This window comes from Streptomyces sp. CB01580 (assembly GCF_001905795.1).
In the GTDB taxonomy this organism is placed as follows: domain Bacteria; phylum Actinomycetota; class Actinomycetes; order Streptomycetales; family Streptomycetaceae; genus Streptomyces.
In genome coordinates, this window is the sequence record NZ_LIXJ01000016.1 from 251,051 (window position 1) to 276,528 (window position 25,478).

The window sequence follows — 25,478 nt, forward strand, 5'->3', positions numbered from 1 at the left end:
CCGTTGTCGCGGCCCCGGGCGTACGGCATCGGGCCCGTGGTCGTCGCGGGAGGAGGCGCCCTCACGTCCCGCGGTCCCGGGCGGGACCGGCGGCACCGCAATACGACTACCTACCGTCATTCGAAGGTTTCCAATCGTCATGATCATCACACTGTGTTCACCGAACGTATGAGCTAGCGTTCCCCTTCATGATCAACACCTCGCCCCCTTCCGACCAGGTCGCTCCGACCGTCGCCGCGCTGACGCGGGCGCTGTTCGGCGAACAACGGGAGAGCCTCCACGAGCCCTGGCGCAAGCTGTTCGGCACCGAACCGTTCCGCTTCCGGGAAGGGCTTTTGCCCGACGAACGCGCCGCGCTCTCCTACGAGCGTCTGCGTCTGATCAACGACGCGCTCGACAGCCCCGAGGAGTTCGTGGCCGACGTGGAACGCCTCACGGCGCTGCACGAATGGGTCGGGCCGGTGGACGCGGGGCTGGGGACGGTCGCGAGCATCCACTACAACCTCTTCCTCGGCAGCCTCCTCGACCACCCCGCGGGCCCGGACCGCGAGATCGGCGAGTTCGTCGACTTAAGGCGTACGGGAACCTTCCTGTGCACGGAGGCCGGCCACGGCAACAGCGCCGCACAGCTGGAGACCACCGCCACGTACGAACCGGCCTCGCGCGAGTTCGTGCTGCACACGCCCCACCCGGGCGCCCGCAAGTTCATGCCGAACACGAGCCCCACCGGCGGCCCCAAGACCGCCGCCGTCGCCGCCCGTCTCATGACGGACGGGCAGGACCGGGGCGTCTTCCTGTTCCTCACCCCGCTCGGCGACGAGAACGGGCTGCCGACGCCGGGCGTCGACATACGCAGGCTGCCGCAGACCGCCACCGCCCCCGTCGACCACTGCGTCACCTCCTTCGACCAGGTCCGACTGCCGTACGAAGCGCTGCTGCAGGCCGAACACGGGCGCCTCACGCCGGAAGGCGTCTTCACCAGCTCGATCGGCAGCCCCCGCAAGCGTTTCCTCCAGTCCATCGGCCGCGTCACCGCGGGCAAGCTCTGCATGAGCGCCTACAGCCTCGGGGTCACCCGCCACGCGCTCGCCGTGGCGGTGCGGCATGCCCACACGAGGCGGACGTCCGGGGTGACGGCGGGAGGCAGCGTTCCACTGTTCGCCCACCGCAGCCACCACACCCCGCTCCTCGACGCGATCGCCACCACCTACGCGGCGACGTTCCTGCACCGCGCCGCGGTGCGGCGATGGGCGGCGGCCACCGGGGCCGAGCGGGAGGACGCGGAGCGGTTCGCGGCCGTCGCCAAGGGGTGGATCACCTGGCGGGCCCGCGACGTCATGACCGAGTGCCGCGAACGCTGCGGCGCGCAGGGGCTGTTCCTCGCCAACGGGATCGCGGGGCAGCTCGCCGCCAACGAGGGGACCATCACGGCGGAGGGCGACAACCTCGTCGTCTGGGTCAAGGCCGCCGGCGAGATGCTCCTCGGGCACTTCACCCCGAAGGAACCCCAGGGCACGCCGCCCGAGGCCCGCGAGCTCGGCGACCCGCTCTTCCTCCAGGACCTGCTGGCCGACATCGAGCGCATATGGCACCGGCGCGCACGGACCCGGCTGCGCGGCGGAGCGGCCGGCAACCCCCTCAACCGGTGGAACGCCACCGTCACACCGGCTCTGGAACTGGTCGACGCCCACGCGCACCGCCAGGCGGCCCAGGCTCTCCAGGACGCCGCCGACCAGGCCTCCCACCCCGAGGCACAACGTCAACTGCGTCTGCTGCACCGCCTGTTCGCGCTGCGCCGGGTCGCGGCCCACAGCGGGGACCTGCTCGCCGAGGGACACCTCACCCACGAACAGGTACGGCGGCTCCCGGACGCGGCCGAGTGCGTGATCGAGGAACTCGCACCCCACGCCACGACCCTCACGGACGGATTCGCCGCCGTGGACGAGGTCCTCCTCGACCACCCCATCAACCGTCCGGACGCGTTCGAGGGCATCCTGCCGCCCCGGTGAGGACCCCGGCCGGTGCGGAGGGCCGGTGCGCGGGACCGGTGCGCCGGGCGGCCTCCCGGTGACGGACCCGGCGCACCGCCCGTCCGCCACCGCCAAAGGCCCCTCCGGGCCCGGAACGGGTCAGTCGCCGTCCACGGCCTGCGGGGACATGTGGGCGGCGATGTCCTCCAGGCTCCGGATCACCGCCTGCGCCGAGGGACCCAGCGCGCGGGCGGCCGACAGGGTCAGCCCGACGCTGTGACTGATCGGGTCCAGCGGCAGCGCCAGCCGGACGAGCCGCGGGTCGTCCTGGACGATCAGGCTGGGAAGTGCCGCGACGACATCCGTCTCCAACAGGAGTTGTCGGACCGTCAGAAACGAGGTGGTCTCCACCCGGTTCATCGGCAGCTGCATTCCGTGGCGGGCGAAGAACTCCTCGATCTCCCGCCGCAGCGCGGTCTCGGCCCCCGGCAGGATCCACGGGTAGTCCGCCAGCCCGGCGAGGTCCACCGGGTCCCGCCCGGCGAGTGGGTGCCCGGCCCCGACGACGAGTTCGACCGACTCGTCGTAGAGCTTGCGGCGCACGATCCGCTCGTCGGAGGGGACGGTGAGCCGGCCGACGACGAAGTCGATGCGGCCGGCCTCCAGGTCCAGGAGCAGCGCTTCCGGAGACGCCTCCCGCACGACCACCGTCAGATAGGGACGCTCCTTCTTGATCTCCGCGATGGCCCTCGGGAGGAGCACGTTGGATCCGGCCAGGTGGGTGCCGACGATCACGGTGCCGCGGTCGGCGTCGGCCAGCTCCACGACATGACGGCCGGCCTGGGCCAGCTGGGCCAGCACCGCCCGCGCGTGCTCGGTGAACGCCTCGCCGAACACGGTGGCGGTGATGCCCCGGGGACCGCGTTCGTACAGTGGGACGCCGAGGATCTCCTCCAGCTCGTGCAGGCTGCGGGTGGCGGCCGGCTGGGTGACGTGCAGCTCCGCGGCGGCGCCGACGACGCTTCCCTGCCGGGAGAGCGCGTCGACGAGGACCAGGTGGCGGAATTTCAGCCGCCCGTCGAGGAGGCGCGGGATCTTCACTCCCCGACTCTATCCGCGATCCGCGCCCTCGCACCGGACGGACCGGTCCCGGACATCCCACGAGGGCCGGGCCTGCGTGGGACGGTCCTCAGCCGACGGCCTTCGCCGCCGCCCGTCCCGCCGCGCGGCCGGAGAACACGCAGCCGCCGAGGAAGGTCCCCTCCAGCGAGCGGTAGCCGTGCACCCCGCCGCCGCCGAATCCGGCCGCCTCCCCCGCCGCGTACACACCGGGCAGCGGACCGCCGCCCTCGGTGAGCACCCGGGAGGACAGATCCGTCTCCAGCCCGCCGAGCGACTTGCGGGTCAGGATATTGAGCCGTACGGCGATCAGCGGACCGGCCGCGGGGTCGAGGAGGCGGTGCGGTGCGGCCGTGCGGATCAGCCGGTCGCCGAGATAGGCACGGGCCCCGCGCATCGCGGTGATCTGGAGGTCCTTGGTGAACGGGTTGGTGATCTCCCGGTCGCGGGCGACGATCTCGCGGCGCAGCTCGGCCTCGTCGATCAGCGCCTCGCCGGTCAGCGCGTTCATCCCGCGCACCAGGGCGGACAGGTCCTTCTCGACGACGAAGTCCGCCCCGTGGTCCATGAACGCCTTCACCGGTGCCGGGACGTCGGCGCGGGCCCGCCCGATCACGTCGCGGACCGACTTCCCGGTCAGGTCGGGATTCTGCTCGGAGCCGGAGAGCGCGAACTCCTTGCCGATGATCTTCCGGTCGAGGACGAACCAGGTGTACTCGTAGCCGGACCTCATGATGTGTTCGAGGGTGCCGAGGGTGTCGAAGCCCGGGAAGAGCGGGACGGGCAGCCGCCTGCCTCGGGCGTCCAGCCAGAGCGAGGACGGGCCGGGCAGGATCCGGATGGCGTGCTTGTCCCAGATCGGGTTCCAGTTCTCGATGCCCTCGGTGTAGTGCCACATCCGGTCCCGGTTGATGTGCCGTGCGCCCGCCTTCTCCGCGACGCCCAGCATCAGCCCGTCGACATGGGCGGGCACGCCGGAGAGCAGCTTCGCGGGCGGGGTGCCGAGCCGCCGGGGCCACTGCTCGCGCACCAGGTCGTGGTTGCCGCCGATGCCGCCGGAGGTGACGATCACCGCCTGGGCCCTCAGCTCGAAGGCGCCGGTCACCACCCGGCTGCTGGCGGTGCCCCGGGCCGCCGCGCTCGGTTCCAGGATCTCGCCGGTCACCGTGTCGACGGCGCCCGCGGTACGGCCGAGGCCGGTGACCCGGTGGCGGAACCGGAAGCGGACGAGGCCCTTGGCCGCACCGGCGCGGACCCGGCGCTCGAAGGGGGCGACGACGCCGGGGCCGGTGCCCCAGGTGATGTGGAAGCGGGGTACGGAGTTCCCGTGGCCGGTCGCCTCGTAGCCACCGCGCTCCGCCCAGCCGACGACCGGGAAGATCCGCAGCCCCTGGGCGTGCAGCCAGGACCGCTTCTCACCGGCCGCGAAGTCGACGTACGCCTCGGCCCACTTCCGCGGCCAGTGGTCCTCCTCGCGGTCGAAACCGGCCGTGCCGAGCCAGTCCTGGAGGGCCAGCTCATGGCTGTCCCTGATCCGCAGCCGACGCTGTTCGGGCGAGTCGACGAGGAACAGTCCGCCCAGCGACCAGTGCGCCTGGCCGCCGATCGACTGCTCGGGCTCCTGGTCGAGCAGGATCACCGACCGGCCCGCGTCGACCAGCTCGGCGGTGGCCACCAGACCCGCGAGCCCTGCCCCGATCACGATCACATCAGCGTCGTACGCCATGGGTTCCATCCTTGTCGGGGAGGTTCGGCCGGGCCTCGGTGGCTTCGTCGGCGGGAACCGCCGGGCCACGTCGGCGCCCGGCCCGAACGCCGGGATTCAGCGGAAGTTACTCGTGCGTCAGATCTTCGGCACCGGCCGCCGCGACGTCAACCGCCCGGTCGGCGGCACTCCGACCGCGCTCGGCGGCCACAGGCGCTATCGTCGAAACAAATCACTCATTTCCGGCCTGCCTTGGGGTAGAAGCGTGTCGGTGCTGGTTTTCGTGCTCGCCGTGAGTGGCGCCTGCTGCCTGGGCTTCGGCTTCGTCCTCCAGCAGGACGCCGCCTCGCACGCGCCGAGGAGCGACTACCTCTCCCCCCGCCTGCTGCTGGATCTGATGCGGGTGCCGAGCTGGCTGGCCGGGATCGGACTGATGGTCTGCGGCATGGTGCTGGGCGCGCTGGCCCTGGGCAAGGGCCAGGTGTCCGTCGTGGAACCGCTGCTCGCCACCAATCTGCTCTTCGCGATGGCCCTGTCGCGCCACCGCACCGGGCAGCGCCTCGGCCGGCAGGGCTGGTCCGGGCTCTGGCTGCTGGCGGGCGGGGTCACCGCGTTCCTGGTGGCGGGCGAGCCGCGCGGCGGCGCGGCGGTGACCGACCCGCTGCGGCACTGGCTGGTCATCGGCGTGGTCGTGGGCACCGCCCTGCTGCTCACCGCCATCGCCAAGCGCCACCGTTCCGGGGGCGCCCCGGCACTGCTCGCGGTGGCGGCCGGGCTGCTGTACGGCTTGCAGGACGCGCTCACCCGGCTGACCGGCCAGCGGATCACCGAAGGGGGGTTCGCGGCCGCGCTGACGGCGTGGCAGCCGTACGGGGTGGTGGTTCTGGGGGTGACAGGCCTGCTCCTGGTCCAGAGCGCGTTCGAGACGGGCCCGCTGCGGGTCTCCCTCCCGCCGCTGACCGCCTCCCAGCCGCTGGCCGGGATCGCCTGCGGGGTCGGGTTCCTCGGCGACCGCCTGCGCACCGACGCGGTCGCGCTGGCCTGGCAGGCGTCGGGGCTCGCGGCGATCGTCGTCGGGATCGTGCTGCTGGGACTGCATCCGGCCATGCCGGAGGGGCGGGTGGGCAGGCACCGGCACAAGAGCCTCCAGCCGAACTGAACGACGCGCCCGGTCACGGAATCCCCTGACCCCTGGCTATTGACAATGGCCAGCATCACTCGGCCGCCGGGCTGATGGGACTGGCCCTGACCTCCAGCTACGGCGCTCGGACGCCGCCTCGTACGTCACCGGCGCCGAGCCGGCCGTCGACGGCGGCTGGACGACCGGGCCGACCGTCGAGTACGTCATGGGGCAGTGATCACGAAGGAGGATCTGCTGTTGGATGAGGGGTATGGCTCCTTCCGACAAGATCCCTCCCGGTTCCGGCGCGATCGCTTCCACCGGAACCCCTCCCCGGACCCCTTCCGACGAGATCCTGGACATCGTCGACGAGAACGACGAGGTCGTGGGGCAGGCTCCGCGCGGTGAGGCGACCGCGCGGGGCCTGCGCCATCGCTGCGTGTTCATCGAGGCCAGGGACGCCGCGGGCCGGCTCTTCGTGCACCGCAGGACCCCCACCAAGCTGGTCTTCCCGTCCCACTACGACATGTTCGTCGGCGGGGTCGTCGGGGCGGGCGAATCGTACGACGACGCGGCCCTGCGGGAGGCCGAGGAGGAGCTGGGCGTGCACGGCCTGCCCCGACCCGAGCCGCTGTTCTCGTTCCTCTACACGAGCGCCGAACACTCCTGGTGGAGCCGGGTGTACCAGGTACGGTGCGAGCTGCCGGTGAACCCGCAGGCCGAGGAGGTCGCCTGGCACGCCTTCCTCACCGACGCCGAGCTGGAGCGCCGGCTCGACGACCGGGAGTGGGTGCCGGACGGCCTGGACGCGTACCACCGGCTGCGTGCCTTCCGGGCGGGCGGAGCGGCGTCCTGAGCCGGGTCGGCGGCCATCGGTACGACGACGGACGGGTTGGGGCATGAACGAATTCGTACGAGGACTGCGGCTGTGGTTCGCGCCTCAGCGCGTCCGCGAGGAGGGCGAGACCCCCGACTACCGGTTCTCGCTCGCCAACGAGCGGACGTTCCTGGCCTGGCTCCGCACGGCCCTCGCGCTGATCGGCGGCGGCTTCGCGGTCGACCAGTTCCTTCCGGAGCTGTCGTGGGGCGTCCGGGCGGGTCTGGCGCTGGCGCTGCTGGCGTCCGGTGTGCTGTGCGCGCTGCGGGCGATCAACCACTGGGTGCGCTGCGAACGGGCCATGCGGCGCGGCGAGGACCTGCCGCTCTCCCGGTTCCCGACGCTGCTGGGGCTGGCCGTCGCCGTGGTCGCCGTGGCGATGGTGCTGGTGGTCCTCTTCGGCTGGGAGAGCCGGTGACGGACGGTGCGCGCGACCCCGGGCTGCAGCCCGAGCGGACCAGGCTGGCGTGGCGGCGCACGACGCTGTCCTGCACGGTGGTGGCGCTGCTGGCGGTCCGGCAGGCGCTGCACGCCGGGGCGGGCCCCGCGGCCCTCGTCGCCGTCGCGCTGAGCCTGCTCGCCTGGCTGGGCCTGCTGCTGGTGGCGCACCGGCGGATGGTCCGGATGGCGACCGGGCGGCCCCGGCCGCTGCCGGCGCGGGGCGCGCTGGCCGCGGCGGCGTGCGTGATCGCGCTGGCGGTGCTCGCCGCGGGCCTGGTGTTCTGAGGCCCGGCGCGCGTGCGTGCCACCGGGTGGTGGCCGCCTTCCCACCGCCCCGTACCGCCGTCTCCCTCCGTCCCCGTGCTGCCCTCGCCGCCTGTCCCGTACCTCGCCCGTCGCCCCCCGTCAGCGTCCCCCGGCACCTCCGCGTCCCGAATTCCCGGGGGACGCTGGACGACATACCGACTGGTCGGCATCATGAACTCCGACCGTCTCTCATCCCGGAGGTGCGCACCATGAGCCCAGTCCATCCGCCAGGTCTCGACCTCGACCGGCTGCGCGGGCATCTCGACCGCGAGCGGCCGGGGCTGGTGAACGGACCGCTCGAAGCCCGGCTTGTCGAGGGCGGCCGGTCGAATCTGACCTATCTCGTGACCGACGGCCCCGGCCGGTGGGTCGTGCGCAGACCCCCGCTGGGGCACGTACTGGCGACCGCGCACGACATGAAGCGCGAGCACCGCGTCATCAGCGCCCTGCATCCCACCGCCGTGCCGGTGCCGGAACCGGTGCTGCTCTGCGAGGACGACTCGGTGCTCGGGGCGCCCTTCTACGTGATGGAGTACGTCGAGGGCACCCCGTACCGCACCGCCGAGCAGCTCGCCCCGCTGGGCGCCGAACGCACCCGGGCGGCCGTGCTCGGCCTCGTGGACACCCTGGTCGAACTCCACGCGGTGGACCCGGCGTCCGTCGGGCTCGGCGACTTCGGGCGGCCCGAGGGCTTCCTCGATCGTCAACTGCGCCGCTGGGGCAAACAGTTGGACGCCTCCCGCAACCGCGAGCTGCCCGGTGTCGACGAGCTGCACTCCGCACTCGGCCGCGCACTGCCCGACTCCCCCACGCCCGCGGTCGTGCACGGCGACTACCGCCTGGACAACGTGCTGATCGGCGACGACGACCGGATCAGGGCCGTGCTCGACTGGGAGATGTCGACGCTCGGCGACCCGCTGACCGACCTCGGTCTGCTGGTGATGTACAGCTCCGACCTCGGGCTGGCGGACTCCCCGGTGTCCACCACCAGCGGCGCGCCGGGGCATCCCTCCCCCGCCGAGCTGATCGAGCGCTACGCCGCCCGGTCCGGCCGGGACACCTCCGCCCTCGCCTGGTACACCGCGTTCGCCTGGTTCAAGCTCGCCGTGATCCTGGAGGGCATCCACTACCGCTACACCCTGGGCCGGACGGTCGGTGCCGGCTTCGACCGCATCGGCGACCTCGTCCCCGTCTTCATCGAGCACGGCCTCACCACTCTCCAGGAAGGCTGACCACCCCATGGACTTCGCATTCGACGCGCGCACCGAGGAGCTCCGCGGCAGGCTCCTCGCCTTCATGGACGAGCACGTGTACCCGGCCGAGCGGACCGCCGACGAACAGCGCGCGCTCCTGCCGTCCCCGTGGCGGACCCCGCAGGTCGTCGAGGACCTCAAGGCCGAGGCGCGCAGGCGGGGGCTGTGGAACCTCTTCCTGCCCGATGCCGAGTACGGGGCCGGGCTGACCAATCTCCAGTACGCCCCGCTCGCCGAGATCACCGGCCGGTCACCGCAGTTGGCGCCGACCGCGCTCAACTGCGCGGCCCCGGACACCGGGAACATGGAGGTGCTGCACCAGTTCGGCGACGACGAGCAGAAGAAGCGGTGGCTGGAGCCGCTGCTCGCCGGGGAGATCCGCTCGGCGTTCGCGATGACCGAGCCCGAGGTCGCCTCGTCGGACGCGACGAACGTCGAGACCCGGATCGCGCGGGACGGCGACCACTACGTCGTCGACGGCCGCAAGTGGTACATCTCCGGGGCGATGAACCCGGACTGCGCGATCTTCATCGTGATGGGCAAGACCGATCCCGACGGGGCCGACATCCGTCGCCAGCAGTCCATGATCCTGGTCCCCCGCGACACCCCGGGCGTCGACGTACGACGCGCCATGCGGGTGTACGGCTACGAGGACCACTACCACGGCGGGCACGCCGAGGTCGTGTTCGAGAATGTGCGGGTGCCCGCGGCGAACCTGATCGGCGAGGAGGGCGGCGGCTTCGCCATCGCCCAGGCGCGGCTGGGTCCGGGCCGCATCCACCACTGCATGCGGCTGATCGGCATGGCCGAGCGGGCGATCGAGCTGATGTGCCGGCGCGCGGTGTCCCGTACGGCCTTCGGCAAGCCGCTCGCCGCGCAGGGCGTGGTGCAGAACTGGATCGCGGACGCGCGGGTGACGGTGGAGCAGCTGCGGCTGCTGGTGCTGAAGACGGCCTGGCTGATGGACACGGTGGGCAACCGGGGCGCGCACACGGAGATCCAGGCCATCAAGATCGCCACCCCGCGCGCGGTGGTCGACATCCTCGACCGGGCGGTGCAGCTGCACGGCGCCGGAGGGGTCGGCCAGGACTTCCCGCTCGCCGAGCTGTGGGCGGCGGCGCGGACCCTGCAACTGGCGGACGGGCCGGACGAGGTGCACCAGCGGTCGTTGGCGCGGCGGGAGATCAAGAAGTACCTGTAGTGCTGCGACCGGAAAGGTTCACCGGCTCGCGACGCCCGGCAAACCTTTCCGGCCACAGCACCAGGCGGCGCTCCGGCGGGCCCGCAGGGGGTACCTGCACCCGGCGGGCGCGCGGCCGGGGGCCACAGGGCGTACCTGCGCCCGGCGGGCGCGCGGCCGGGGCCCGCCGGGGGCCACCGCCTCCTCAGTCGTCGAGCGGGCCCGGCCGCCGCCCCGTGGGCCGCGCCGCCCTGATCCGGTCGAGCACGGACGTGTAGCGGGCGCGTCTGTCGGGGCGGGCGTGGTCGGCGGCGTGACGGAGGGCGGGGACCGCCGCCTCGCCCATCCCGGCGAGACCGTCGGCCGCCGCCTCGCACACGGCCGGACGCGGGTGCGTGAGCAGGGCCGTCAGGGCGGGGATCGCGGGCCGCCAGCGGGTGCGGCAGAGCGTACGCACCGCCGAACGCACCACGTCGCTCCGGGGGTCGTCGAGCAGGAGCTCGGTGTGGCGCAGATGGGTGTCGCGATCGAGCATCACCCGTGAGGCGCGGTGGGCGCGCAGCCGGACCCTGCCCCGGGAGCGCAGCAGCAACTCATCGAGCAGCTCACGCAGTTCGGGGTCCTGGTCCGGCTCCGGTCCGGGGTGCGCGTCGGCGAGTTCCGTCAGGGCCCGGCACGCCTGGTCCGGGGTGCCGGTGCGGGCCAGCTCCAGCAGTTCCCGCCGGGAGGGGCGGCGCGGCGCCCCGGCGGGCACGGCCGGTGTGCGGGCGCGGAGCTCCGCCCGCGCCGCCGCGTCCCGCCGTCCCGCACCCGGGTCGCGCAGGGGTCCCTCGACGAGGACGAGCCGGTCCGCGAGCGCATCGCATCCTTCGGCGCGCAGCCGCTCATGAACGCGCGTCAGCGCGGGGGTGCGCAGCAGTCGACGACCGACGAGCAGGTCGAGGAAGCCCCGGGCTCCGGCGTCGAGGCGGTCTTCGAGGGCGCGGGCGAGCGCGTCGGCGGGGTGGGCGCGCAGGGCGCCCACGAGCGCCGGTCGCAGGGCCGGCGGGGCCTTCTCCCACCATTCCAGCAGCAGCGGCACCAGCGGTTCCCGTTCCCCCGGGCCGAGCTTCGCGGCCACGAGGGCCACCCGGTCGCGCAGGATGCCGTCGCCGCGCAGGTCCGCCGGGTCGAGCGCGGTCAGCGCACGGGCGAGGCCGTCGTCGACGGGCAGGTCCACGCGCGCCCGGAGGAACGCGAGCAGCACGGCCCGCCGGGTGTCGGGCTCGGGCCATGTCACCAGCGCGCGGGCGGCGGTCGCCCTGTGGTCGGCGGAGGCGGACTCCAGCATGGCGAGCAGGCGTGCGCGCAGCGGGGTCGAGCGGGGCCCGTCGAGATCGTCGCCCCGTACGCGCCGGGGTGCGGAGAACGGTGTGCGGGCGGTCTCGGCGATGGTCCAGGGCGGCGCGTCGAGCGGCTGGAGCAGCGTCATCCAGTCGAGCAGGGCGGCCCGGACCCCCGGGTCGGCCCCGTGGTGGGCCTCGATCAGCGCGGCCAGCCGGTCCCGGGAGCCGACCGTGCCGTCGTCCCGTCGACGGAACTCCTCCAGCGCGGCCGGGGTACGCGTCGCCTCGTGCAGCGCCGCCCGCCAGGTCCGGGCCCTGTCGGCCTCGACGCCCGCGGCCCGGATCCCGTCGGTTCCGAGCCCGGCGGGCGAGGTCGCGCCGGTGACGGATCCAGGGGCGGGGGTTCCGCGGACGGGGCTTCGCCCGGGCCGCGACGAGCCGGGCGCCGGGGACGGACCGGCCGGGCCGTCCTCCGCCCGGCCACCGTCCGCCGGGGCGGACCCCGCTTCCGGGACCGCGAACGCCTCGCGCAGTACGGCGGTCACCGTCTTCCAGGGGTCGGCGCCGAGCCGGGCCGCGTCGAGCGCCCGGTCGAGGTCGGCCCGGACCAGCACCGCGTCGAGCCGGCGCAGCAGCGTCAGCGTGGACCTGTGCGGGGTCGCGGGCGCGGGGCGCAGGGCCCGTACCGAGGCGACGACGGCCGGTCTGCCGGCCGCCGGCAGTTCGGGCGCGACCTCTTCGAGCACCGCGATCAGGTCGTGCCGGTCCTCGTCCCGGACCTCGGTGAGCGTGTCGAGCAGGACCGGGACGGAGCGGGCGTACGCCGTCAGTTCGTCGGCCGTCCGGGGCCCGGGGCAGGCCCGCAGCGCCAGTCGCACGACATCCTTCCGGGCCGCGGGGCGCGCGGAGGCCAGCCGGAGCAGGTCGCCGAGCATCGGCCGCAGTTCCGCCGCCCGTTCGGGGCGGGGGCGGTCGGCGTGCCCGGCGAGGCGGAGCGCGACCGCGGGGTCCCAGCCCCCGGTGACCAGCATCGTGATGTCGTGGTCGGTCCCGTCGTCCGTCGGCGGTCGCCGTGGCTCGTCCGGCGCGGCGACCCCGTGCCGGGCCATGGCCGCGGCGAGGTCCGGCACCGTCCCGGATGCCAGGCCGACGCGCCGGGCCGCGACCAGGGCGAGCAGGGGGGCCGCCACCGGTGACCCCTGGTCGTCCAGGGCGAGGACCGAACGCGCCGTGAGGGTGCCGTGGAGTGCTTCCAGGAGCCGGTCCCGGCTCCGCGTGTCGCCGCTGTGTTCGGCGGCGGCGAGGAGCGTCGCCGCGTACGCGTCGCCGAGGACGGTGCGCAGGGCCTCGACGAGCGCGTCACGCAGCCCGGGGTTGTCGTGGTGCCCGAGCCCGTGCAGCAGCCGGGGCACGGCTGCCGGGGTGCCCGCGCGGGCCAGCGCCTCGGCGGCAGTCTTCCTGATGTTCATGTTCGGATGGTCGAGGCAGGCGGCGATCGCCTCGGACGCCCAGTGGGCGCGTGCCCGGCCCAGGGCGAGCAGCGCCTGCCGGACGGTCTGGATGTCCGGGGCGCGGGTCAGCGCGATCAGGGTCGCCGACAGCGCCCGCGCGTCCTCGCCGCCGGCCGTGTCACCGTCGGCGGACGTGTCCGCGCCGGAGGGCGTGCCCCTGCCGTCGGGCGCGTCCCCGCCACCGGTGTCGCGGGCGAGCAGGGCGATGACGTGCTTGCGCACATGCCGGTCGCGATGACGCAGCAGCCGGTGGACCCGGGCCCGGGTGCCGGACCAGGGTGCCCTGCCCAGCAGCTCCAGCAGGATCGTCCGCTCGCGGTCGCCGAGGCCGGGACGTTCCAGCAGGTCCAGGGCCGTGGTCGCGACAAGTGCGTGACCGGCCTCCGGCGCGTCCACCGCGTCGAGCAGGCACACCGGCCGGATCGCGCCCCGCTCGTACAGCCGACGGCCCAGACCGTGCACGGCGTCCAGAACCTCCTGGGGCACCACCGGTTCGGCGCCCGCCCGGAACCGGTCGTACGGCCCGGTGACGGGAGCGGTCGACCGGCCGGCCGCCAGGTCGGACACGATGCGCAGCAGCAGGTCGGCGATGGCCGCAAGGGTGCCCGCGCCGCCGTACGCCGCTGTCCGCCGCAGCGCCGCCACCGGCCCGTCCGGGTCCGGGCGGGAGCGCAGCAGGGCCAGTTCCCGCTCGTCGGGTCCGCCGAGGTCCGCCGCCACACGTGCCGGAAGATCGAGCGGGTCGAGCCGTACCAGCAGGGCCTGCCGTTGCTCCGGGTCGCGGGTCAGCTGCCACAGCAGTTCGAGCGCGCGGTGCCGCACGGCGTACAGGTGGGTTGCGGGCGGCGCCCCGGTCAGGCCCAGGCCGTCGCGCAGCGCCCGTACCGTCCGCCGCCCGCCGATGGCCTCCAGCGTGTCGAGAGCGGCGGCGGGCGCCGCGGGCAGCAGCGCGATCACGGCGTCCTCGGCCTGCCGGTGGCGCAGTTCGCGGATCGCTCGGAGGAACGGGCCGGGGTCGGGAGCCGACGGGAGTACGCGGGTGATCTCCTCCCCGACCGGCAGCTCGTCCGTTCCCTGTCCGGCCAGAGCCACCAGCAGGGCGAGCCGTCGCGGCCATCCGGGATCGGCCGGGTCCGCGTCGGTCAGGGTCCGAAGCGTCTCGGCCCGGCAGGTGAACAGGATGGTCGCGACCTCCTCGGGCGGAATCGAGTGATCGGCCAGGGCCAGGCCGACGGCGGCCCGTACGTACGGATCGGTCACGAAGTGGCCGCGCCGGTGGAGGCCCCGCAGACAGGCGATCGCGGGCCGTCCGAACAGCAGCGGATCCCCCGCGGCGACCGCCAGGAGATCGCCGATGTCGTCGCGGTCCGCCCGGCCGCCCAGCAGTTCCATCGCCCGTCGGCGCGCGCCCGGTGGAAGGTCTGGATCCGCGACGGCCCGCCGCAGGAGCGCCCCGTGGCCGTGGCGGGCGGCGGCGGTGAGCGCCGCGTCGAGCGTCTGCGGCCCGATGCGGGCCGACGCGGCGGTGAGGAACGGGGACAGGTGTCCCGGCGGCAGCGGTTCGGTGGCGGCCCAGGGCTCCCCGAGTTCGCGCAGCGCGTCGGCGACGACGGGGGCGCCGCCGTCGAGGAACGGCGGACCGTCGGCGGTGTGAGCGGGAGCCGGGGCGGTGTCGGCGGAAGGAGCCACTGACGCGGTGTCGGCGGCGATCAGAGCGGTCAGGGTCGTGCGGACCCGTGCGGGTGCCAGGAGTCCGGCGTGCAGGCCCTGCCGGGCGAGCCGCAGCGCCTCGGCGCGGAGCACCGGGTCCCCGCTGCCGGCGAGTTCGTCCACCAGCCGGGCCGGCCGGGGCGCGCGGGCCATGTCCAGCGCCCGTACCGCCTGGTAGAGGAGTTCGCCGCGGGTCTCCTCGCGGATCAGCCTCGGCTCGTCGAGGATGTCGGCGCACAGCCACGCGATCCGCACCCGGGCCGGGAGCCCCGCCGTGCGCCACGCCGGGCGGGGACGGCCCCGCAGATACGGGGCGAGCCGCTCATGGAGTCCGGCGAGGAGGAGGTCCGCCTCCGGCCGTCCCGTGGGCGTGCCGGGCAGCAGTCCGGCCAGTTCGGCCCCCTCCGCCCCGTCGGACGGGCCGTCGGGCGTGACGCGCTCGGTGAGCAGGACGAGGCCCAGATCGCACAGGCCGGGATCCTCGTGCCGGATCAGGCGTCCGAGCAGGACGGGCGGGCAGTCCCGGGCGTCGAGGAGCGCGGACAACCGGGCGGCGTCGGCCCGGCGTACGGCGTCGTCGATCTCTTCCCGTATCCGTCCGTGGAACTGTTCGTCGGTCTGCGCGTCGGTCGGTGGCCTCACCGTCGGATGCTAACGACGGTGCTCCGGCCGCCGTCAACGGGATTCCGGCTTCCCGGGCGCGGCTCGTGCTCGTGCCCATGGGTCCGTGCTGCGTCCGTGCTCATGCTCGTACGCGTGCGTGGAGCGTGCCCCGGCCGCCGGAGACCGACGGGTGGCTACGGGCGCAGGGCTCGCAGCAACAGGTCGGCGAGGTGGTCGGCGACCTCCTGCTGACTGAGCGGACCGTCGGGCCGGTACCAGGTGGACAGGTGGTGGACCGAGCCGAAGTGGTAGTCCACGATCAGATCGGCGGGGGTGGCGGTGGAGAACACGCCGCTGCGCTGCCCCTCTTCGACCAGGGCCCGGAAGCGCTCGTGGTAGCGGCGCCGCTCCGCCCGCACCTGCTTGTTCTTCTCCGGGCTCAGATGGTGCATGGAGCGGAAGAAGATCGCGGCGTCGTCGAGGTTCTCGATGGTGGTGACGACCACGTCCGCCGCGGCGTCGCGAAGACGCTTCTCCACCGGGGCATCGGCGCCCGCGAAGGCGTCCAGGCGCTCCTGCTGCAGGCGCAGCACCCGGGCGTACACCTCCTGGAGCAGGTCCTCCTTGGAGCCGAAGTAGTGGTAGAGCGCGCCCTTGGTGACGCCCGCCGCCTCGACGATCTCCTGGACGGACGTGCGGTCGTAGCCCTGCTCGGCGAAGAGCCGGGTGGCGGCGGCCAGCAGCCGTTGGGGTACGGGGGCCGGTTCCTCCGGTTCCCCGTCCGTCACCTTGGTCATGGCCGTCTCCTTCCTTCCGTCCTGTGCGCGGGTCCGCGCCGTGTGCCGTGCGTGCCGCGTGCGATGCGGTCCACCGAGGGGAACGCGGTCGGCGCCCGAGGATCTTCCCACTCGCGGTCCCCGGGTGTCCGGTCGGCGTCTCGGCCGCGCGGGCCCGTGATATGTGTCGGCGCGCCTCGTGGCGGGACTCCCGTCCGCGCGGGCCCCGCGGGTCCGTGCGGACGAATCGGGCCCCTGCGGGTCCGTGCGGAGGAATCCGGTCAGGCGCCGCCGCTCTCCTCCCACTTCCGCTGAAGGTGGTTCATGCCGCCGAGCCAGTGGTCGGTGTCATCGGCCCGGGCGCGGTAGAACCCGGCGACCTCGGGGTGCGGCAGCACGAGGAAGCGGTCCTCGGCCATGGCGTCGAAGAGCGCGTCGGCGACCGCCTCCGGCTCGATGGCGGTGGGCGCGAGGACGAGTTCACCGGCCGATCCGGCGGCGGTCAGCATGTCGGTACGCACACCCTGCGGACAGATGGCGTGCACCTTGACGCCGCGGTGGCGGTAGGTCAGTGACAGCCATTCGGCGAAGGCGACGACACCGTGCTTGGTCACGCTGTACGGCGCTGCGCCGATCATCGTCAGCAGCCCGGCGGCGGAGGCCGTCGAGACGAACCGGCCGGCGCCGCGCTCCAGCCAGCCGGGCAGCAGCGCCCTGGCCGCCCGGACATGGGCCATGACGTTGACGTCCCAGGCGGCGGCCCAGACCTCCTCCTCGGCGAGGACGTCACCGGGCGAGGCCAGACCGGCGTTGGCGCAGTAGACGTCGACGGTGCCGTCCAGCGCGTCGCGGACGGCGTCCAGGGTCCGCGAGGCGTCGCCGGCGATCGCGACGGCACCGATCTCCTCGGCCAGACCGCCGATTCGCGCCTCGTCCAGGTCGTTCACCACGACCCGCGCGCCCTCCGCCGCGAAGCGACGGGCCAGCGCGGCCCCGATGCCGCCTCCGGCCCCGGTGACCACCACGCCCGCGCCCCGCACCGTGCCACTCATCGGTACCGCCTCTCTCCGCCGACTGCACCCGGCAGACTAACCAGTCGGTATGCGGGAACGGAAGAGGTCGCCGCCCGGCCGGGAGGTCCACGCGCGGGAGGTGCCCGAGCGGCCGGTCGCGCGGGTCGTTCCGCCCCTGCCGAGGCGGCCCCGCCCGGGGAGGCACCGGCGTCACCCCCGTCGCACTGGTCACGTCCGGCTCGTTCCGTATGGCCTGATCACGCGCTAGCGTGCGTGACCATGACAGACGTCGCGATCACGGAGGTAGCCGAATGAGCCTGTCCAGACGTGGTTTGCTGGCCGCCGGCGGCGCGGTGGGCGCCCTCGCGGCGACGGCCGCAGGCAGCGGCGGGGCGGCGACCGCGGCCCCCGCGGCCGGCCGAGGACACGGCGGCGGCAACGGCCGCGGGCGGGTCCGCACCGGTTTCGACCGGCTGGCGGCGGACGGCTACGCGCTGCTGAAGGGCCAGAAGGTCGGGGTCGTCACCAACCCGACCGGGATCACCTCCGACGTGCGCCACATCGTCGACGTGATGCACCCGGACGGCCGGGTGGACCTGACCGCCGTCTTCGGCCCCGAGCACGGCTTCCGCGGCACCGCGCAGGCGGGCGGTTCGGAAGGACGGTACGACGACCCGGCGACCGGACTCCCGGTCTACGACACGTACCTCAAGAGCGGGCAGCCGCTCGCGGACGTCTTCACCGCGTCCGGCGTGGACACGGTCGTCTTCGACATCCAGGACGCGGGCGCCCGCTTCTACACCTACATCTGGACCCTGTACGACTGCATGGAGGCGGCGGCCCTCGCGGGCAAGCGGTTCGTGGTGCTGGACCGGCCGAACCCGGTGACCGGACGGGCGGCGCTCGGACCGGTCCTCGACCCGGCGTTCGCGACGTTCGTCGGCCGCCGCGAGATCGCCCAGGCGCACGGCATGACGGTCGCCGAGCTGGCGCTGCTGTTCGACCGGGAGTTCCTGGAGCGGCCGGTGGACCTGCGGATCGTGAAGATGTCCGGGTGGCGGCGCTCGGACTTCTTCGACACGACAGGCCTGCCGTGGGTGCCGCCGAGCCCCAACATGCCGACGCCCGAGACGGCGCTGGTCTACGCGGGCACATGCCTGTTCGAGGGCACGAACCTCTCCGAGGGGCGCGGCACGACCCGGCCGTTCGAGCTGCTCGGCGCGGAGGGCATCGACCACCGCTGGGCGGCCGCGGCGAACGCGCTGGACCTGCCGGGGGTCGCGTTCCGCGAGGCGTACTTCGCGCCGACGTTCTCCAAGTTCCAGGGGAAGACGGTCGGCGGGGTGCAGGTGCACGTCCACGACCGTGCCGCCTTCGATCCGGTCCGCACGGGCATCGGGCTGCTGGTGACGGCGAAGCGGACCTGGAGCGGTTTCGAGTGGCGCTCCGACAACTGGATCGACAAGCTCACCGGCAACACCCGGGTCCGCACGATGATCGACGCGGGGGCCGATACGGACGAGGTGGTGGGGGCCTGGGCGGCGGATCTCGCCGCGTTCCGGGCCGTCCGGAAGAAGTACCTCCAGTACCACTGAGGCGGCACCGGACGGGCCGGGTGGGCCGGGACCCGCGGGTCCCGGCCCACCCGGCGTACGACTTCCGTGCTCACCCGGCGCACGGTTCCGTGCTCACCGATGGGCGGGGAACTCCGCCACCTGCTGGTACGTGGGACGGTTCTGCCAGTGGATGGTCTTCTGGGAGATCCCGCCGAGCGCCCGGTGCACGATCGCGTCCGCGCACCACTGGTCCCCGGCCTTGCACGTGTCGTCGCCCGGGTAGACCTGCGTGGCCGGCTGCGCCGCCGCCTCCTTCAGCGAGGCCAGCAGCGCGTCGCGGCAGCCGCCGAGGTCACCGCCCCCGCAGTAAGTCCTGGCCAGCGGGCCCTCGACCGGCTGCCCCAGGACCTTGCGCAGGTCCTTGTCCACGAAGCCCCACCAGCCGTACTGGAACGCCGAGCCGCTGTGCGCGCCGCTGGCGCCGTGGCTCGCCGCCGGGGACTCGTCGGTGGCGAGGGCCGCGGTCAGCTCCCGGTAGAGGTCGTCGCCGAGACCGGGCCGGAACTCGGCCTCGACCAGCCGGGGCCACCACGCGTCCATGACGCGTACCGCGTCGGCGTGCGCGTAGGCGTGCGAGCCGGAGCCGTTCTCCCTGCGCTGCGAACCGGCCGCCCGCCAGGACTCCAACTGCTGGACCACACCGTTCAGTTCGGGATCGGTGACCGGACGGGACCGGATCACCTTCAGCAGCTCGGGCAGCAGTTGCTCACCGCGCAGGTCGGTGACCCCGGCCTCGGCCATGACCCGGGTGAGGGAGGCCCGGGTCACGCCGCCCTCCGCGACCAGCTTCGCCACCCGGTCGTCGAGCAGATCGCCCCGGTGCACCGCGCCGAGCCCGAAGCCCGCGGCGGAGTACCCCTCGGCCTGCTTGTTGTTCCAGGAGACGTAGTAGTCCTGGCCGCTGGAGTTCGGGTGCTCGGCGAACGAGGTGTACGCGGCGGTGTTGGCGGCCGGGTCGAAGTCCTTCCACTCATAGGCCCGCTCGGCCTTCACCGGGAGCGCCGGGTCGACGCCCGCCGCGCGCACCGGGTTCATGCCGCTGTTGTAGTAGGCGGCGGTGCGGGAGTCCGCGTAGAACCAGTTGAAGGCGTAGTCGATGTTGCTCGCCGCGCGCTGGAACGAGGCGGCGTCCTTGACCAGGTCCGGGTCGTTGAACATCTGGAAGCCGATGATCGAGTCGGCCTCGTGGCCGTAGGTGCTGCGCAGTGAGGTGTACGCGACGGGCTTGCCGCCGACGGTGGCCCGGTGGGTGACGACGCCGTAGTGCGTGCGCCGGACCTGCATGCGGTAGGAGCCCTCGGCCGTGGAGTCGGCGACGGTCGGCTTCCAGGAGTTGGTGCGCTCCAGCGTCTCCATGGCGGTGCAGGTGCCCCGGTAGCGGTAGTGCGTGGAGTCCTTGGTGGGCGCGGAGCCGTCGGGCTCGCACAGCTCGACGGCGTAGGTGTCGGTGATGTCCTGGCCCGCCGAGGTGGCGCTCCAGGCGTAGTCCTGGCCGCGGCCCATCTGGACGTACATGCCGACGCCCGCGAAGGAGACGCCCCGGGCGCTGATGCCCGGCCCCTGGAGCTCCTGGAGCATCATCAGCTGCGGGGCGAAGTAGCCGGTCTGCGGGCCGAACACGGCGATCGGATTCCCGCTCGCGGTGTGCTTGCCGGACACCAGCAGGGCGTTGGACATGCCGCGCTTCTGCGCGCCGGATCCGGAACCGGGCAGCGAGCCCTCGGGGATGACGCCGTCGTCGTAGATGCCCTGGGCCTTCCTGAGGTTCGCCGGGGCCTTGACGGGGGCCTTGCGGTCGGTGCCCGCCGAGCCGGTGCGGTCGAAGACGAGCGGTTCGGCGGTGACGGACCCGGCGTCGGGCAGTGCGGTGCCGCGCGCCTTGTCGGGCTTGCCCGCGTACGGGAACGCGGTGCCGTCGTGGACGGTGAGGACCGCCTCGGGGTCGTTGCGCTGCCGGAACGACTCCCAGACCTTGGTCCCCTCGGCCACCCCGTACTTCTGCTGGGCGGAGAGCAGCGAGAGCGCCGCCTGCACCTCGCCGCCGCCACCGCCGCCGAACTGGCCGCCGACCACGGAGGCGATCGAGATCAGGTCGGTCAGCTCGAACGGCTCTATCCCGCCGACGTTGGTGATGGCGTCGATCTTCCCGGTGAGCACGTACTCGCCGGGGAAGTACCGGCCGTTCTTGGACTTGTCGCGGTACGCGTTGATGCCGTCGACGTACGCCTGGGCGTCCGCCATGGCCTGCTCGCCGCGCGGGCCCTCATGGGTCCGTATGTACGCGACCTGGGCCTCCAGGTCCGCCTCGGTGTACGGGGCCTGCGGCCAGAACTGCTGCTCCAGGCCCTGGTTGGCGAGCGCGCCCCCGGCGAACGAGGTCAACTGGCCGCGCCCGATGTGCCGGAAGAGGTCCATGAGCCAGAGCCGGTCCTGTCCGGCGGCGTATCCGGCGCCGAACTCGGTGCCGTAGCGGGTGGTGCCCTTGATGTGCGGGACGCCGGTGGCCTTGTCACGGGTGATGGTGACGTCGTCGCGGGGCGAGACGACGGACTCGACCCGGTCCTTCGGGACGCCGAACGAGGCGTCGTTGAAGAAGTCCGTCAGCTTCTGGTCGGTGAGCGCGGTGTGACCGGCCACCAGGCCGTCGTAGCGGTCGATCTGGTCGTCGCTGTGGGCGGGGTGCGTGCCGAACGCCTTGTTGCCGAGGATCTCGACGAGTGTGGCGTTGCCGTTCTGGCCGGGCGGCAGGATGTCGTCGCACTGCCCCTGGCAGTAGTCGGTGACGGGTGCGGGCTCCGCCGCCGCGGCGCCGGACTGCGGCGCCGCGGCCAGCAGGGTGACGCCGAGGGCGAGGACGGCCGCCGTGGCGGCGGCTGTGGACATGACGGTGCGTGGGGGCATGCGCACTCCTCCTGGTGGCCGTTGGGCCGGAGGTTACCGGCGGTACGACCGACCGGTAAGGTGAGCGACGATCACCTTTTCCGAATCGTCACATGCCGCCGCCACCGCTCCGCGTGACAGACGCTCATCTCACTTTCCGGACACTCTTGCCCGTCGCGGGATCCCAAACGGGTGCCCGTTCGTCTATCTCTTGACGCCGAAGTACGAGCGACGGAGGTGATGGCGCAGTGGCCGGATTCCGGAGTCTTGCGAGACAGGTGCGCGACCCGGGGAGCGACCTGGCACTGCGGCGGTATTCGCTGCGCAAGTGCCTGGAGCGGTTCGCCCCTTACGGACACCGGGCGACCTGGGACCACCTGTGCACACGGCACGGGTTCGAGCCGGAGGACCGCTCCCCCGATCCGGTGCGACTGGTGGGCGCGCTGGAGGAGTTGGAGGCGGCCCGGGCCTCCTGGCTCGGCTACGAGGCGTCCTTCGCCGCGCGCCGCAGACGCGAGAAGCACGACGGGCTGCGCAGACCCGTCGTGTTCGACGACTGGCACCGACGCGCCTGGGGCGGGTACGGGGTGGCCCGCTGCGCGGATCCGGCCGTTCATCCCTCGGCGCCGCTCGCCGAGGTCCTCGACCGGCTGATCGCCGCCCTGGAAACGAGGCCGGGCACGGCCTGCCCAGTGTGCGGGTGCGACGAGATCGAGTGGCGGCCGGATCCGGTGTGCGAGCAGTGGACCGGACCGGTCTGCTCGGGGTGCGGGATCCTGGTGCCCCGTCCGGTGCTCACACCGGGGGCGCTGGCGAGGGCCAGGGGCGCGCGGCGGCGGGACCTCGCGTCGGCGGCGTGACCGCGCCGCACGCCACCGGTACGCCATCCGGACACCCACCCGCGCCCACGAACGGGGCCGGGACACGCGAAGGACCTGACGCGGGCTCGATGCCGTCGGGCCGACGGGCGGTCCTCCGCCCGGCGTCGCGGGCGCCCTGCCGCCGGGCCGGTCCACCGGAGCGATCCACCGCAGGCCCCCATCCGCTCCCGCCCTCCTACGCCCTGTCCCGCCGGTTCCCGTTCTTCCGGGCCTCGTCCGTCCGGGCCTCGTCCGTCCGGGCCTCGTCCTCCCCGGCCCTGCCCCTCCGCTCGCCGTCGTCCGCGCGGCGCTCCGGCATCAGGCGCGAGCCGCTGATCCACTGACCGGAGACGTCGTTCGGGTTGGAGAGCACACAGGTCTCCAACGACAGGCAGCCACAGGCGATGCAGTCGGTGAGGTGGTCACGCAGCCGCGCCAACTGCGCGATGCGCTCGTCCAGTTCGGTGCGCCAGGCCGCCGAGAGCCGCGCCCAGTCGTCGCGGTTCGGGGTGCGTTCGTCGGGCAGTTCGGCCAGAGCGTCCCTGATGGTGGCCAGCGGGATGCCCACTCGCTGTGCCGCGCGCACGAACGCGACCCTGCGCAGCGCGTCCCTGGTGTAGCGGCGCTGGTTACCGCTGGTCCGGCGGCTCTCGATCAGGCCCTTGGCCTCGTAGAAGTGCAGGGCGGAGACGGCTGCCCCGCTGCGCGCGGAGAGCTGGCCGACCGTGAGTTCCTGGAGTGAATGTGGAATCTGAGGCACTTCCCCCACCCTACGTGCCCCTCCCCGGGCCGGTCCGTCGTTGACAGGAACGGACCCGCCCACGATGCTGAGCAAGCGCTTGGACAGCCCGGGGCGAAGGGTGTCGCCCCTCGCCCGGCTTCCCGCAACGGGCGCGCGGCCCACGGGCGCGCGACGCCGGACGGCCGCGAGCGGAAGGCAGGACCAGGGACATGGCGGAGCCGAGGATCTTCACGTCCGCGCAGGAGTTGCGCGACGCGGTGGGCGAGCAGCTCGGGCACAGCGAGTGGCTGGAGATCGACCAGAAGAGGATCGATCTCTTCGCCGACGCCACCGGCGACCATCAGTGGATCCACGTGGACCCGGAGCGGGCCGCGACCGGCCCGTTCGGCACGACGATCGCGCACGGCTACCTCACGCTCTCGCTGCTGCCGGCCCTCGTGCCGCAGGTCATGCGGGTCGAGGGCATGAAGATGGGGATCAACTACGGCACGAACAAGGTCCGCTTCCCGTCCATCGTGCCCGTGGGCTCCCGGCTGCGCGCGACGGCCGTGCTGAAGAACGTCGAGGAGGCCGGGGGCGGCGTGCAGGTCACCGCCCTCGTCACGGTCGAGCGCGAGGGCGGCGACAAGCCGGTGTGCGTGGCCGAATCGGTGTCGCGCTACTACTTCTGACCGGACGCGTCCCGAACCGGTCGCGGCCCGAATCCCCGCGCCCGGCCGGACACCACCCGAACGGGCCGGTGCGGCCGGAACCGTCGCGTCCCGGCCGGGTGCGGGGCGGGCTCCGGCCGGGGCCCCGCCGCCGCTACCGCTCGGCGCCCACCATGCGCAGCACGAGACCGGCGTAGAACTCGCCGACCTCGTCGGGCGTCCGGCTGCCCCGCGCGTTGAACCAGCGCGCCACGTCGATGCAGAGCGAGAGCACCGCGAGGGCGGTGCCCGGGACGTCGGGGACGTCGAACTCCCCCGCCTCCACGCCCTCGTCGATGATCCGGCGCACCACCGCTTCGGTACTGCGGCGCAGCCCGACGATCTCGGCGCGGTGCTCCTCGCCGAGCGCGTCGAGTTCGTACTGGACCACGCGGGCCGTGGTGTGCTGCTCGGCGTGCCAGCGGACGAAGGACCGTACGGCCTCGGCCAGCCGCTCGGCGGCGGTGCCGTCCCCGTCTGCGGCGGCTTCCAGGACGGCGAGGGCGCGGTCGTGACCGATCCTGCTGATGCGGTGGAGCAGTTCTTCCTTCGTCTTGTAATGGATGTAGAGCGCGGCCGGGCTCATTCCCGCCCGGCCCGCGATGTCCCGCGTGGTGGTGGCGTGGTACCCGCGCTCGGCGAAGGCGTCGACGGCGGCGACGAGGAGCCGTCTGGCCGCCTCGGGCGTCACCTCGGCCCACGGCGCGCGGTCGCCGTCGGTCTCCTCCGCCGTGCTCATGATCACTTGCCCCTCTCGTCAACAGGACGAACACCATACCCCGAACCTGAGCAAGCGCTTAGGGCCCCTTCGGGTGGAGGGTCGGCATCCGCTCACGCGTCGCATCCGTCACGCGCGGGGACGTTTCGGCAGCCGTCGAAACGTCCCCGGCGCATCCTGGAACACATGGCACGCATGGCACATCCCGATCCGGCCGCGCCCCGGCTCGCCGCCCTGGCCGCGCTCCTCGCCGACGAGACCCGGGCGACCTTCTGCCTGGCCCTGCTCGACGGCCGCGCCTGGACGGCGGGCGAACTGGCCCGGCTCGCCTCGGTGGCACCGTCCACCGCCAGCGAGCATCTCGGCAGGCTCGTCGCGGGCGGGCTGCTGGCCGAGGAACGGCAGGGCCGCCACCGTTATGTGCGGCTCGCCGACGAGCGGGCCGCACATCTCGTCGAGGACCTGGCGGCCCGGGTCGCCCCCGACGCGGCGGCCGACCGCCCGCGCGCCCTGAGCGCGGCGGGCGCGGGCAGCGCGCTGGCCCGCGGGCGCACCTGCTACGACCATCTCGCCGGGCGGATCGGCATCGCGATCGCGGACGCCATGACCGCGCGCGGACTGCTGGTGCAGGACACGGGTTTCGCCCTCACCGCCGACGGCGTCGCCTGGTACGCGTCGCTGGGGATCGCCCTGGAGTCGGAGTCGCGGCGTCCGCTCGTACGGAGCTGCCTGGACTGGACCGAACGCAGGCCGCATCTGGCGGGGCTCGCGGGCGCGGCGCTGTGCCGGCACGCGCTGGGCGCGGGGTGGTGCGTACGGATCGGGTCCGGCCGGGCGGTGCGGGCGACGGACGACGGGGAACGGGCACTGCACGAGCACCTGGGCATCGAGCCGTCCATCCTTCGGTAGGGCCCGAACCGTCGCGCCCCTACGGTCGGGCCCGCCGTTCAGCGGTTCACTGGTCTCGGAGGCTGCCCAGGCGCCCCTGACCGCCACCCTGAACATGGTCTACCTGGGGCTCTTCCCGACCGCGTTGGCCTTCACCACCTGGCGGGAGAGCGCCC

The 25,478-nt window shown here is 73.6% G+C and carries 19 protein-coding genes and 1 pseudogene; 12 read left to right on the plus strand and 8 right to left on the minus strand.

The genetic code is table 11. The annotated features are described in order from the left end of the window. Positions 1 to 188 precede the first annotated feature (188 nt). Positions 189 to 2,009 (plus strand): acyl-CoA dehydrogenase family protein, encoded by a 1,821-nt coding sequence (locus AMK22_RS23195; protein ID WP_073787901.1) that lies wholly within the window; start codon positions 189 to 191, stop codon positions 2,007 to 2,009. Between the two features lie 120 nt (positions 2,010 to 2,129). On the opposite strand, the gene AMK22_RS23200 is transcribed toward AMK22_RS23195, so the two are convergent. Together AMK22_RS23200 and AMK22_RS23205 are read right to left on the minus strand one after the other, a co-directional pair. Then, on the minus strand, positions 2,130 to 3,071 hold the full coding sequence (locus AMK22_RS23200; protein ID WP_073787902.1) for a LysR substrate-binding domain-containing protein: 942 nt from the start codon (positions 3,069 to 3,071) through the stop codon (positions 2,130 to 2,132). Between the two features lie 88 nt (positions 3,072 to 3,159). Then, complete coding sequence (locus AMK22_RS23205; RefSeq protein ID WP_073787903.1) at positions 3,160 to 4,815, minus strand: FAD-binding dehydrogenase; 1,656 nt, start codon at positions 4,813 to 4,815, stop codon at positions 3,160 to 3,162. A 244-nt stretch (positions 4,816 to 5,059) separates the two neighbouring features. On the opposite strand from AMK22_RS23205, the gene AMK22_RS23210 reads away from it, so the two are divergent. The 7 genes and pseudogenes from AMK22_RS23210 (at position 5,060) to AMK22_RS23235 (ending at position 9,992) form a co-directional block, all read left to right on the plus strand. Continuing rightward, entirely contained in the window at positions 5,060 to 5,953 is an 894-nt protein-coding gene (locus AMK22_RS23210) for a DMT family transporter (protein ID WP_073787976.1), read from the plus strand. Positions 5,954 to 6,059: 106 nt separating this feature from the next. Next, positions 6,060 to 6,152, plus strand: a pseudogene (locus AMK22_RS41130) (3-alpha-hydroxysteroid dehydrogenase); the annotation flags it as partial. 33 nt (positions 6,153 to 6,185) lie between these two features. Next, positions 6,186 to 6,770 carry an NUDIX hydrolase gene (locus tag AMK22_RS23215; RefSeq protein WP_079186339.1) on the plus strand — a complete coding sequence of 195 codons (585 nt, stop codon included), beginning with the start codon at positions 6,186 to 6,188 and terminating at the stop codon, positions 6,768 to 6,770. 43 nt (positions 6,771 to 6,813) lie between these two features. Further along, entirely contained in the window at positions 6,814 to 7,209 is a 396-nt protein-coding gene (locus tag AMK22_RS23220) for a YidH family protein (protein WP_073787904.1), read from the plus strand. Beyond that, positions 7,206 to 7,517, plus strand: a complete 312-nt coding sequence (locus tag AMK22_RS23225; protein WP_073787905.1) for a DUF202 domain-containing protein — start codon at positions 7,206 to 7,208, stop codon at positions 7,515 to 7,517. Before AMK22_RS23220 ends, AMK22_RS23225 begins: the two co-directional genes overlap by 4 nt. Before the next feature lie 230 nt (positions 7,518 to 7,747). Further along, entirely contained in the window at positions 7,748 to 8,770 is a 1,023-nt protein-coding gene (locus AMK22_RS23230) for a phosphotransferase family protein (protein WP_073787980.1), read from the plus strand. 7 nt (positions 8,771 to 8,777) lie between these two features. Next, on the plus strand, positions 8,778 to 9,992 hold the full coding sequence (locus AMK22_RS23235; RefSeq protein ID WP_073787906.1) for an acyl-CoA dehydrogenase family protein: 1,215 nt from the start codon (positions 8,778 to 8,780) through the stop codon (positions 9,990 to 9,992). A 184-nt stretch (positions 9,993 to 10,176) separates the two neighbouring features. On the opposite strand, the gene AMK22_RS23240 is transcribed toward AMK22_RS23235, so the two are convergent. From AMK22_RS23240 to AMK22_RS23250, 3 genes are all read right to left on the minus strand, one after another. Continuing rightward, on the minus strand, positions 10,177 to 15,159 hold the full coding sequence (locus AMK22_RS23240) for a HEAT repeat domain-containing protein (protein WP_242434095.1): 4,983 nt from the start codon (positions 15,157 to 15,159) through the stop codon (positions 10,177 to 10,179). A 155-nt stretch (positions 15,160 to 15,314) separates the two neighbouring features. Beyond that, complete coding sequence (locus tag AMK22_RS23245) at positions 15,315 to 15,917, minus strand: TetR/AcrR family transcriptional regulator (protein ID WP_073787907.1); 603 nt, start codon at positions 15,915 to 15,917, stop codon at positions 15,315 to 15,317. A gap of 260 nt (positions 15,918 to 16,177) precedes the next feature. Beyond that, the gene (locus AMK22_RS23250; protein ID WP_073787908.1) at positions 16,178 to 16,948 is read right to left on the minus strand and encodes an SDR family oxidoreductase; all 771 of its coding nucleotides are present in this window, start codon (positions 16,946 to 16,948) and stop codon (positions 16,178 to 16,180) included. 272 nt (positions 16,949 to 17,220) lie between these two features. Between AMK22_RS23250 and AMK22_RS23255 the strand changes: the two genes are divergently transcribed. Next, positions 17,221 to 18,504, plus strand: coding sequence for an exo-beta-N-acetylmuramidase NamZ family protein (locus tag AMK22_RS23255; RefSeq protein ID WP_073787910.1), 1,284 nt, complete (start codon positions 17,221 to 17,223; stop codon positions 18,502 to 18,504). 93 nt (positions 18,505 to 18,597) lie between these two features. Here AMK22_RS23255 and AMK22_RS23260 read toward each other — a convergent pair whose 3' ends face one another. Continuing rightward, a complete protein-coding gene (locus AMK22_RS23260) occupies positions 18,598 to 21,426 on the minus strand; it encodes a penicillin acylase family protein (protein ID WP_073787912.1) in 2,829 nt (942 codons plus the stop codon). Positions 21,427 to 21,653: 227 nt separating this feature from the next. Here AMK22_RS23260 and AMK22_RS23265 point away from each other — a divergent pair, with 227 nt between their 5' ends. Beyond that, positions 21,654 to 22,265, plus strand: coding sequence for a hypothetical protein (locus AMK22_RS23265; protein WP_073787914.1), 612 nt, complete (start codon positions 21,654 to 21,656; stop codon positions 22,263 to 22,265). A gap of 196 nt (positions 22,266 to 22,461) precedes the next feature. On the opposite strand, the gene soxR is transcribed toward AMK22_RS23265, so the two are convergent. Beyond that, positions 22,462 to 23,025 carry a redox-sensitive transcriptional activator SoxR gene (soxR, locus tag AMK22_RS23270; RefSeq protein ID WP_079186340.1) on the minus strand — a complete coding sequence of 188 codons (564 nt, stop codon included), beginning with the start codon at positions 23,023 to 23,025 and terminating at the stop codon, positions 22,462 to 22,464. A gap of 191 nt (positions 23,026 to 23,216) precedes the next feature. Between soxR and AMK22_RS23275 the strand changes: the two genes are divergently transcribed. After that, positions 23,217 to 23,678, plus strand: coding sequence for a MaoC family dehydratase (locus tag AMK22_RS23275; RefSeq protein WP_073787916.1), 462 nt, complete (start codon positions 23,217 to 23,219; stop codon positions 23,676 to 23,678). A gap of 133 nt (positions 23,679 to 23,811) precedes the next feature. Here AMK22_RS23275 and AMK22_RS23280 read toward each other — a convergent pair whose 3' ends face one another. After that, complete coding sequence (locus AMK22_RS23280) at positions 23,812 to 24,435, minus strand: TetR/AcrR family transcriptional regulator (RefSeq protein WP_073787984.1); 624 nt, start codon at positions 24,433 to 24,435, stop codon at positions 23,812 to 23,814. 165 nt (positions 24,436 to 24,600) lie between these two features. Here AMK22_RS23280 and AMK22_RS23285 point away from each other — a divergent pair, with 165 nt between their 5' ends. After that, on the plus strand, positions 24,601 to 25,323 hold the full coding sequence (locus tag AMK22_RS23285; RefSeq protein ID WP_443333312.1) for an ArsR/SmtB family transcription factor: 723 nt from the start codon (positions 24,601 to 24,603) through the stop codon (positions 25,321 to 25,323). Positions 25,324 to 25,478 lie beyond the last annotated feature (155 nt).